This is a genomic window from Candidatus Sordicultor fermentans, from assembly GCF_012728195.1.
GTDB lineage: Bacteria > Atribacterota > Atribacteria > Atribacterales > Caldatribacteriaceae > Sordicultor > Sordicultor fermentans.
Map to the genome: position 1 here is coordinate 1 of NZ_JAAYFP010000204.1, position 10700 is coordinate 10700.

Genomic DNA, 10700 nt, shown 5'->3' on the forward strand with positions numbered 1-10700 from the left:
ATCCCAGAAGAAAATTAAGAGGTCTATTTCTCCATCAGCAATTTTAGCGCCAATTTGCTGATCTCCTCCCCAGGGTCCACTCTTAAATTTATACACCTGGAAGCCAAGCTCTTCTTCCAGTAAAGTACCTGTGGCTCCTGTGGCATAAAGAGTGTGCTCACTCAGAAGCCCACGATTAAATTTTGCCCACTCCAGAAGATCAGGTTTTTTATGGTCGTGAGCTACCAGAGCTATTCTTTTTTTCTTGGGAAGATTTACTATCTGGTGTTGTTCTTTCACCGGTTTACCCCCTTCTTTCGTTTCATACTTTACTATTAGCTACACTAAAGTATAACTTTATAGTTGCATCATGTCCAGACTTTATAGACCTTCACATTTTTATGAACTTTGCTGCTCTCTTTTTCTGAAGAGAGCAGCAAAGAATCTTATCTTTCTAAAAACTTGATTACTATATCCGGGAAATCTGTAAACAACCCATCTATATTGCATTCCCGGCAAAGCTGCTCCAGCTCCTTTTCATAAGAAGGATATTTTTCTGGAACAGCATCTTTTCTGAAAGTCCAGGCATGAACCAATAGCCCTTTTTCCCGCATCAAACTAACCAGTTCCGGGTTGTTTTCTATATAATCTTTTAAGATTCCTATGCCATCGGCATAGCTGGCTATTTCTTCTAAGCCTTCGCTGGTTAGCATCTGGGCATCTTTTTCTTCTCCGCTACCGATTAACTGGATTAGAGGAAGCTCAGTTCCCAGCTCAAAGCGCATTTTTTGAAGAGCTTCTGGTTCAAAACACTGGACAAAAACTCCGGATTTTTTTTCTGTATACCCATATTTCTGAAGTATATCGAGAAGGATTTTTTCTCCCCCCTCGAGTTTTTCTTTTTCGTGCCAGCTGGGTTGCTTGAATTCGGGATAAATTCCTATATTTTTACCCGTACTTTTGTTAAGCCCTTGAATCAATTGAATTGCTTCTTCAAAGGTAGGCACTTCGAATTTAGAATAATTTACCGGAAAGCGCTCAGGAAAATAGGGTGTGCCATCGGCTTTCGAACGTTCGTGTACTCGTAGTTTTTTAACCTCTTCCAGAGTGAAATCAGCAGCATACCAGTGTCCATCTTCTCTTTTGCGCTCTGGATATAATTCCTCAACGTTGGTAGTAGGTTCAAGATAAATATCGTGCAAACAAATAAAGACTTTGTCTTTGGTCAGGACTACGTCTTGCTCTATGTAGTCTGCTCCTAAAGCATAAGCCATAGCATAAGATTCTAAGGTATGTTCTGGGAGATATCCACTGGCTCCCCGGTGAGCGATTACTAAAAGGGAAGAAAGCAATTCTGAGCTCTTATTTTTATCAAATTCACTGGCATAGCGCATCCAGGTTTCTATGGCTTGAGGAGTTCTTTCGTTAATTCTGAACACTCTGGCACCTCTCAGTCGGTCTTTGTCTTCTCCTTCTAAACCATAGGTTCCGAATCCTATGTTGGCATCATAGCCCAGTTTGATTCCGCAGTAATTGCCCACAAAATCATTAACGTGGTCATGACCTACAAAAATACCTTTGATATCTCCTCTCTGTAAGATGGCAGCAAATAGTCCACTGTTTATGGGAGAGTTACAAACATCCTCGTTTTTCTCTCCTATTATACCAGTTGGTTCTGGATTCATAACTATCAGTCTATGCTCGGGTAGAGGTATATGAGTAAAGAGAATGCCCGGGATTTTATAGCCCCATTTTTTCTCCATTTCTACCGAAGTGTCCCAATACCATCTAATCTGAGAGAACTTTATGAAATCGTAGTTATGGCTACCCTGTAATCCATTCTCTAAAATTGCATCATTTTCAAGCCTGCCACCATACCAGGAATTATTATCTTCAAGGTAAGCATTGGAATCTAACCCCCAAATTGCAAACACTTCTTTGCTGCCATCTGAAGAATATACCGGCAAAACAAAGTTGCCTACTCCTTCAACTTCTTCAGGACCACGCTGGCTCAAACAGTGAGGAAATGATTCGTAAATTCCTTGTTGCAACTCTTTGGTAAGGCCTGTTTTTTCTACATGGTCCTCGTCATGATTACCATAAACATGAGCCCAGGGAATTCCTCTTTTTTCCATAGGTTCTACCATTTGCTGTACATAAAGATTGAATTCCTCTGCGCTTCCGATAGCTCCAGTACAATTATCCCCCACCAGTATCACAAATTCCGGTTTTTCGAAGTCTAAAATATTGTTCATAGCTTCTATGGTCTGGGGATTAATGGGAAATTTGTCCTGCACATCTGAAAACATAACAATCTTAAAGGTACCCTGAGAATTAAATTTAAGCGTGGGCTTTGGGGGAAGAACAGCTTGTGCCTCCAATGAGCACATTGATAACAATGAGCCCACGCATATTCCAAAGAATGCCAAGATTAAAAGACTTCTTTTCATAAAACTACCTCCTTTTCATTTTCTCCAGTTTAAGAGAAGTTTTTTAAGAGCAAATTAAGCTAATGTTAAATTTATTTAAAAACGCGGTAATGAAAAAAGAGAGATTTTGCGTCATTTTGCCATCTTTCCTGTGCCAGAGCTTTGGCCATCTCTGGGGAATAGAGGTGGAAATCTGGCTCAAATGTGCTATATTACGATATGAGGAAATAATAAGGGGGGTTGATTTAGCCTACTAAGAGCTCTGAGCCGGGAAAGTCCCTTTTCTACTGCGGTTATTCAATCCGGAACTTAATTTATTATGTTATAGCCCTCATAGCACACTACACCATCATCGAAGAAAAAAGCTCGAGACCTGGTGGTTTTTTATAAAAAATCAGATGACCCCAGAAATATAAGCCTTTCTACCTGGGCTTTGACAACGTGAGTGGAGCAAGGGTAGAAGTAAGGAAGGAGGAAAAATATGATTGAGGCGGTAAAAGAAATAGGAGAAATCATCATTCAAAAAGAAAAAAAAGACCTGATGGAAATCATGGTAGAAGATCCTAATATTAGCGGAAAGTATACTCAGGTGGTTATCATAATTCTGGAAAAAAGAGACAATCAGGTTCTCTTTGGGGAGGTGGATATAGAAGAATATGACAGTTCTAAAAAAATGAAATATCTTTACCGCTCAGGGGCAGCAAATGGCCCGGACTTTTCTCCCACTGCCAAACTTACCGAACCGCAGAAAACCTTTACCAACAAAATTCTGGGCTGGGCAAACAGAGTCCTGCAAAGAAATTTAGATCTTCTTTCTCTAGAAGAAAAAGAGTTTATTCAGTCTTTAAAAAGAGAGCTGGAAACCAGTAAATACTTGATAACAGAACAAATCCAGAAAATTCGAGAAGAAATTCCTAGAAAAGAAGGTATTTTTATCACCTTAAAACTAAGAGATGGAAATGAAGAATATTATGTGGGAGACATTCCCCTGTTTAGAAAAATTTTTATCTCGTGGATTCAAGCAGATAATGAGAAAAGGGGGAAACAATTCGCTACCTGTTCTATCTGCAACCAGAAGAAAAATGTTATTCTGGGAGACGGAGTATACAGTTTTTTTACCATAGATAAACCGGGATTTATCACTGGTGGCTTCAGGGAAGAGGAAGCCTGGAAAAATTTCCCTATCTGCATAGACTGCAAACAGGCCTTAGAAGAAGGGAAAAAATATTTAGAAACCAATTTGAACTTTAATTTTGCTGGTCTCCGTTACCAGCTCATTCCCAAATTCATCGTAGGGAAAGAAAATGTGGCTCAGGACGTCTTGGACTTGTTCACCGATTCTCCTAAGTTGCTCAGCTTAAAAAAAGAAAGCCAGGATAGATTTTTAGGAGACGAAGAGGAAATCCTTTTTCTCCTTTCTCAAACTCAGGATAATCTTACTCTTAATTTCCTTTTTCTCCTCAAGCAGCAGAGCGCAGAAAGAATTTTAGCCTTTATAGAAGATGTTTTTCCTTCTCGCTTGAGGAAGATATTCGGCATAAAAGATGAAGTAGACCATACTTTTCAGCGAAGTTTCACTTTCCGTACCATACGCAACTTTTTTTCTAAATCTGACCCGGCCAAAAGAAATAATGATTTAGATGCCTACTTTCTTGACTTAGTAGACAGAGTGTTTAAGGGTAGACCGGTAGATTACAACTTTATATTGCGTTTCTTGATGAATAAGATTCGCAGCAATTTTGTAAACGACCAGTACTTTGGACCGACCACCATAGATGGAGTTATGGTGGTTAATTTTCTGGAAAGGATGGAATTAATCAAAATGGAGGTAATCGCAATGGATGAAAGACTTTTTGACCCTCTTTTTAAGAAGTATGGCTCTACTTTTGAGACTCCGCTCAAAAGAGGTCTCTTTCTCCTGGGTTCTTTAACCCAGCTTCTTCTTCGAGTGCAATACAGTAAAAGAGAGTCAACCCCACCTTTTCTAAAAAATCTCAAAGGGTTGAGGATGGATGAGCGAGACTTTTTAGGACTGCTTCCCCGGGTTCAGAATAAGCTGCAGGAATATGATTCTTTTGACTTGGGTAAACAAAAGTTAGCCAGAGAAGCAGCTCACTATCTTTTGGAAGCCGGAAACAACTGGAAGATGTCAACGGATGAAATGAATTTTTATTTTGCAGCAGGGATGAATCTTCTTCCTGAAGTCATTCCTTTTATTTATCCCGAAAAAAGCGGGGAAGAAAAAATTCTGGTAGAGGAGGATGTTTGAGATGAGTGTTATTCAAAACCGTTCGGAAATTCTTTTTCTTTACGATGTTACCAATGCTAACCCCAATGGTGACCCAGTAGACGAGAACAAACCAAGAATTGATGAAGAAACGGGGATTAACCTGGTCTCTGATGTCAGGTTAAAGAGAACCATCAGAGATTATCTTTATGATTATCTGGGAAAAGATATTTTTGTGCGGGAAATAAGGGACGATAATGGCAATCTGAAAACCAAGGAAGAGCGGCTTAAAGATTTTGACTCTTCTCAGGATTTGATAGAAAAATGTATTGATATCCGGCTTTTTGGAGCTACTACTGCGGTAAAAGACCAGACTATGGCTCTCACCGGTCCTGTTCAGTTCAAGTACGGGAGGTCTCTCCATCGAGTAGATTTAACCTATGTGAAAGGGACTACCGTGATGCCTTCTCAGGCTGATAGAAAGCAGGGCACCTTCACCGAGAGATATATCCTCCCTTATTCTTTAATCGCCTTCTGGGGGGTGGTTAACGAAAAAGCAGCTCAAGCTCAAAACCTTCCTTTAACTTGTGAGGATGTGGATTTAATGATGGAAGCCATCTGGAATGGCACTAAAAACCTCATCTCTGGCTCTAAGTTTGGACAAACTCCCCGTTTTCTCTTGCAGATAATCTATAAAGGAGGGAATTTTTATATCGGAGAGCTGGATAAACGAATAGCTATTCAGACTGCAAAAGAAGAAGAAAAAATCAGAGATATTTCTGAATTGCAAGTGGAAATCTCTCCTTTGATTAAAGCTCTGCAGGAAAACCAGGATAAAATTGAAGAGGTAAGAGTAAAAGCCGATAACCGGATTGTCCTGGCTAAAAATGGAGAGCCGATAGGGGTGGATGGTGCTTTCTCAGGGCTGCCGATTAAGTCTTTCCCTTTTTAAAAGGGGGAGTAGCTGATGAAAGTTCTGGTGTTTGATATTTATGGTGATTTAGCTCATTTTCGGAAATTTTATACTACTTCTTCTCCTTTGACTTTCCCTTTCCCCCCTCCTTCTACGATTAAGGGGATGCTGGGAGCTATAATCGGGGTGGACAAAAAAGATTACCTTCGGGTCTTCTCTAGCGACCATTGTAAAATTGGCCTTCAGATCCTGAGACCAGTCAAAAAAATTCGTCTGGGTCTTAACCATATAAATACCAAGCAAAACTACTGGATACCGACTAAAAGAGGGAGTCATGAAGCAAGAACCCAAATCCGGACAGAGTTTATAAAAGACCCCGGTTATCGATTATACGTTTCTCACGAGGATCGGGTAATTTTTGAAGACCTGGTGGAAAAAGTTAAAAACCACGAAGCAGTGTTCACCCCTGCTTTAGGCCTGAGCGAGCTCCTGGCTGATTTCCAATATCAAAAGGTAGTGGAGGTGGAAGAGAGTAAGGAAGGGGAAACGGATTTGGTTACCGTCATTCCCCTTCCTTACCTGGAGGGTTTGCGGATAATCTTTGAAGGAGGGAAGAAATATTTTAAAGAGAGAATTCCCATCCGGATGAATGAGGAGAGGATAGTAGAAGAATATCAAGAGGTTATCTTTGAATCAGGAGGTAAGACCATTCAGGCTGAAACAAAACGACACTGGAAAAGCGAAAGTGGCGAGAGCCTACTCTTTTTCTAATCTCTATTCTCATCCCGATAAATACTTGGAAGAGCATTTAAACCAGGTGGCTCAAATAGCAGTGGCCACCTGGGAGGCTACTCCGGTAACTACCCTGGGAGAATTTTCTAAAAACGATTTGACCAGATTAATCAAAATCTGTGGGTTAGCTCACGACCTGGGCAAATCTACTAATTCTTTTCAGGAGTATCTTTTTTCAGAAAACAAGGAAAAAGCCAATGAAACTCGTCACTCCCTTCTCTCGGCGATTGCTACCTTTTTTCTGGTTCAGGATGAATTCCGAGAAGCAACCCATTTATCAGAAGACCAAAAGAAGTTTCTATCTTTTGTGGGCTTCCTGGCAGTCAAGAGACACCACGGGAATCTGCAAGATGTTCTGGCTGAGGCTTTCTTTGATGCCAAAGAAAAAGAAGCTCTTTTAAAGCAAATAGGAGATATAGACGCAGACCGGCTTTCTGTGCTGGTAGAAAACCTCAAAAGCTCTGGCCTTCCATCAAATATTACCAGGGATTCCTGGTCTGGATGGGTGGAAGCTTTTTCCTTAGAAACAACCAAGTTGAGAAGAGAATTGCGCAACCTGAGTAGGGAGAAAAATCTCAACTGGTATTTCTTGACCAATTTAGTTTTTTCTCTTTTGATTGATGCAGACAAAAGCGAAGCAACGGGGGGAGAGGTTCCCAGAAAAGCAATAGATATTTCTCCTTCCATAGTAAGTGACTATAAATCCACTTTAAAGAAAGAAGAAACCTGCTTAAATCAGTTAAGGGAAGAAGCTTACCAGAAGGTGGTTAACCAAGAAATAGACTTAACCACCAGAATTTTTAGTCTGAATCTTCCCACGGGATTAGGGAAAACCTTTACCTCCTTCGCTTTTGTCTTGAGGCTTCGAGAAAAAATAAAAGAAGAGAAGGGTTATACTCCTCGTATTATATACTCTCTTCCTTTTTTAAGTATTATTGAACAAAATGCCGAACAGATAGAGAAAACTTTAATAAATAGTGGTCTTGCAGTAGATAGCTCTGTCATTTTAAAACATCACCATCTCTCAGATATTTACTATCAGGAAGGTACAAAAGAGTTTGAACCTGACCAGGCGAAAATTTTGATAGAAGGATGGAATGCAGAGATTGTCGTTACCACTTTTGTTCAGTTTTTTCATACTTTAATTTCTAATCGAAACTCCACCCTACGCAAGTTTCACCGATTAGCAGGCTCGATTGTAATTTTAGATGAAGTTCAATCTATACCTTTTAAGTACTGGCTTCTTCTAAAAGAGGTTTTTCGGCAACTGACCTCATCGTTTAACTCCTACATAATTTTGGTAACCGCTACACAGCCTTTAATATTAGAAAAAGAAGAAGTCTTTCCCTTGGTTGACCCTCAAAAATATTTTCCCCGAGTAAATCGAGTTACTATTCAGCCAAGTTTAGAGCAGGATATCACTATAGAAGAGTTAGTCGGTGATTTAGTAATAGAAGATGACAAAAGCTATCTCTTTGTTATGAATACTATAAGCGCTGCTCTTTTGCTTTATCAATTGATGAAAGAAAAAGTTGGAGACAAAATAGCCTACCTCTCCTCGCATGTTGTCCCCTGGGAACGTCTGAAACGAATAAAGGAAATACAAAATAAGAAGTTTCGCCTGGCTGTTACCACTCAATTAGTAGAGGCAGGAGTGGATATAGATTTTGATGTAATTTATCGAGACATTGCTCCTCTTGATTCTCTCATCCAGTCTGCCGGGAGATGTAATCGGAACTGGAGCAAGGAAGAAGGATTAATAAACGTAATACGCCTGAGAGATGATAAGCGCACCTACTCTTCTTATATTTACGACTCCTTGCTTCTTCGAGAAACGGAAAAAGTTCTGTTGAAAAGTAACTTTCTTCAGGAACAAGACTTTTTTGGGATGGTGGAGAATTATTTTCACCTGTTGCAAAATAAGAAATCGAGCGATGAATCCAGAGAGCTGTTAGAGGCTATCTATCGATTAAGATACAGCAGCACCGATCAACGAGCAGGGATAGCAGATTTTAAGTTGATTGAAGAAGATTATCCTAAACTGGAAGTTTTTTTGGAAATAAATCAAGAAGCACAGGAAATTTGGAATGCTTTTTTAGAAATCAAAGAGATTAAAGACCGGTGGGAGAGGCGTGCGGCATTCGATAAAATAAAGAGTGGTTTTTACCAATTCGTGGTTTCGGTACCACTAAGTGTGGAAAATCTTCCCCCTGAAGTTTCCGGTTTTCGCTATGTTAACAATGACAGCCTCTGTGACTTCTATGATTCAGAAACGGGTTTCAAATTGAAAGGAGGGCCAGCCATATGGTAGAAGACATATCAGGAACTCTGGTTCAAAGCTACTCCATTTGCAAAAGGCAATCCTGGCTTATGGCTCATCAAGTTACCCCTGACCAGGATTATTATTATCTGGAAATGGGCAGATTTTTAGACACGGAGAGCTATGACCGAGACAAGAAAAAAATTCACTTTGAAAACGTGGTTTTAGATTTAATTCGAACCAGACAGGGAAATTTAGTGGTAGGGGAAATAAAAAAGAGTTCTCGAGCGGAAGAAAGTGCCAGGCTACAGCTGTTGTTTTATCTTTACCGATTACGAGAGAGAGGGGTCTATTCGAAAGGAGTTTTGCTTTTCCCCAAAGAGAGGAAAAAAATAGAAGTAGACCTAACTCCCGAATTAGAAAAAGAAATAAAAAGCATCCTGGAAGATATAAGGGAGGTAATCGCCCTGCCTTCTGCCCCTCCTCCTCAAAAAATAAAATACTGCACTCATTGTGCGTATAGGGAGTTTTGCTGGTCATGAGTAAAAGCATTTATGTTTTTTCCAGTGGCAAACTCGAGCGGAAACACAACACTATCTACTTTGAAGATAGTGAAGGGAAGCGCAAATATATTCCTATCGAAAATACTCGAGAACTTCACATCTTCGGGGAAGTTTCTCTTAACAAAAAAATACTTGAATATCTTTCTCAAAAGGAAATATTGCTCCATTTTTACAACTATTACGGTTATTATTCGGGGAGCTTTTACCCTCGAGAGCACTACAATTCTGGCTATCTTATCTTAAAACAGGCAGAACATTATCTGGATGAAGAAAAACGATTAATTTTAGCTAAGAGCTTTGTTCGAGGTGCTCTTCAGAATATGGAAAAAGTTTTGAAATATTATGGGAACCGAGGAATTGAGTTATCACCATTAATAGAAAAGATAAATTCCTTTTCTCAATCGGCAGAGGAACAAAATACAATCGAGAGGTTGATGGCTATTGAGGGTAATGCCCGGCAGATATATTATTCTTCTTTCGACCTTATAGTCCAAAAGGAAGATTTTACAATGGAGGGCCGAACCAAAAGACCACCAGAAAACAGGATGAACGCTCTTATCAGTTTTGGCAATTCCCTGCTTTACACTACTGTGTTATCCGAAATTTATAAAACTCATCTGGACCCCCGTATTGGGTATCTGCACGCTACCAATTTTCGAAGGTTTACCTTGAACTTAGATGTAGCTGAAATCTTCAAACCCATATTGGTTGACCGGGTTATTTTTTACTTATTAAATAAGAAAGTGATAGGCCCAAAAAACTTTGATGAACGATTGGGTGGAATATATTTAGATGAATCGGGCCGACGAGCTTTCGTAGAAAGATTCGAAGAAAGATTAAAAACTACTATCAACCACAGTAAAATAGGAAAACAGGTCTCTTACCGGAGACTCATCCGGCTGGAATTATATAAGCTGGAAAAACACTTGATGGGGGAAGAGAATTACACTCCTTTTGGAGCTGAATGGTGAATGTTTGTTATTATGGTATATGACGTAAACCAGAAAAGAGTGGCTAAAGTTTTGAAAATTGCCCGAAAATATCTCAATTGGGTTCAAAATTCGGTTTTGGAGGGAGAAATAACCGACGCCAAATATGAAAAACTCAAAGTAGAAATCACCAAAACGATAGAGCTCGAAGAAGACTCAGTAATCTTCTATGTTTTACGTAGTACTCGTTATACCAAACGAGAAATAATAGGCCTTAGCAAAGGCGGGCACCAGGTAATCATTTAATTTTCTGTCGACCTCCGGTAGCGCAAAAACCCCCGGGGATCGACAGAAAGGGAAAAATCTATTATTTTCGTTTGACAAAATGATAATAATAGTTTTTAATAATTTCAGGCACGCACCTTGAAAACTAAATAGAAAATAAGGAATCCTTATTTTAAGCCCCTCGAACGGGTTTTTATCCTACCTATAAGGGATTGAAACTTTACTTTAACAATAAGAGTGGAGTAACTTAACTCCGTTTTTAGCCTACCTATAAGGGATTGAAACGTCTTCCCCTCAGGCTCTTTATCCAGTATGTCTTCTAG

Annotated in this window: 10 protein-coding genes; 8 read left to right on the forward strand and 2 right to left on the reverse strand. The window is 39.6% G+C overall.

Annotated features, from left to right (window positions below):
- Together GXZ17_RS10050 and glpQ are read right to left on the reverse strand one after the other, a co-directional pair.
- Positions 1 to 279 (reverse strand): methylglyoxal synthase (locus tag GXZ17_RS10050; protein ID WP_409377150.1); only part of this gene is annotated, 279 nt, incomplete at its 3' end.
- A gap of 146 nt (positions 280 to 425) precedes the next feature.
- Positions 426 to 2288, reverse strand: coding sequence for a glycerophosphodiester phosphodiesterase (glpQ, locus tag GXZ17_RS10055; protein WP_409377151.1), 1863 nt, complete (start codon positions 2286 to 2288; stop codon positions 426 to 428).
- A gap of 203 nt (positions 2289 to 2491) precedes the next feature.
- Here glpQ and GXZ17_RS10060 point away from each other — a divergent pair, with 203 nt between their 5' ends.
- From GXZ17_RS10060 to cas2, 8 genes are all read left to right on the forward strand, one after another.
- Positions 2492 to 2665, forward strand: a complete 174-nt coding sequence (locus GXZ17_RS10060; RefSeq protein WP_409377152.1) for a hypothetical protein — start codon at positions 2492 to 2494, stop codon at positions 2663 to 2665.
- A gap of 224 nt (positions 2666 to 2889) precedes the next feature.
- On the forward strand, positions 2890 to 4677 hold the full coding sequence (locus GXZ17_RS10065) for a TIGR02556 family CRISPR-associated protein (protein WP_409377153.1): 1788 nt from the start codon (positions 2890 to 2892) through the stop codon (positions 4675 to 4677).
- Position 4678: 1 nt separating this feature from the next.
- Positions 4679 to 5587, forward strand: a complete 909-nt coding sequence (cas7b, locus tag GXZ17_RS10070) for a type I-B CRISPR-associated protein Cas7/Csh2 (RefSeq protein ID WP_409377154.1) — start codon at positions 4679 to 4681, stop codon at positions 5585 to 5587.
- Positions 5588 to 5602: 15 nt separating this feature from the next.
- On the forward strand, positions 5603 to 6319 hold the full coding sequence (gene cas5b / locus GXZ17_RS10075) for a type I-B CRISPR-associated protein Cas5b (protein WP_409377155.1): 717 nt from the start codon (positions 5603 to 5605) through the stop codon (positions 6317 to 6319).
- Positions 6237 to 8651 (forward strand): CRISPR-associated helicase Cas3', encoded by a 2415-nt coding sequence (gene cas3, locus GXZ17_RS10080; protein WP_409377156.1) that lies wholly within the window; start codon positions 6237 to 6239, stop codon positions 8649 to 8651. The genes cas5b and cas3 overlap by 83 nt, the downstream gene beginning before the upstream one ends.
- Positions 8645 to 9142 (forward strand): CRISPR-associated protein Cas4, encoded by a 498-nt coding sequence (cas4, locus tag GXZ17_RS10085; protein WP_409377157.1) that lies wholly within the window; start codon positions 8645 to 8647, stop codon positions 9140 to 9142. The genes cas3 and cas4 overlap by 7 nt, the downstream gene beginning before the upstream one ends.
- Entirely contained in the window at positions 9139 to 10134 is a 996-nt protein-coding gene (cas1b, locus tag GXZ17_RS10090; protein WP_409377158.1) for a type I-B CRISPR-associated endonuclease Cas1b, read from the forward strand. The genes cas4 and cas1b overlap by 4 nt, the downstream gene beginning before the upstream one ends.
- Positions 10135 to 10398 (forward strand): CRISPR-associated endonuclease Cas2, encoded by a 264-nt coding sequence (gene cas2, locus GXZ17_RS10095; RefSeq protein ID WP_409377159.1) that lies wholly within the window; start codon positions 10135 to 10137, stop codon positions 10396 to 10398.
- The last annotated feature ends 302 nt before the right edge of the window (positions 10399 to 10700 follow it).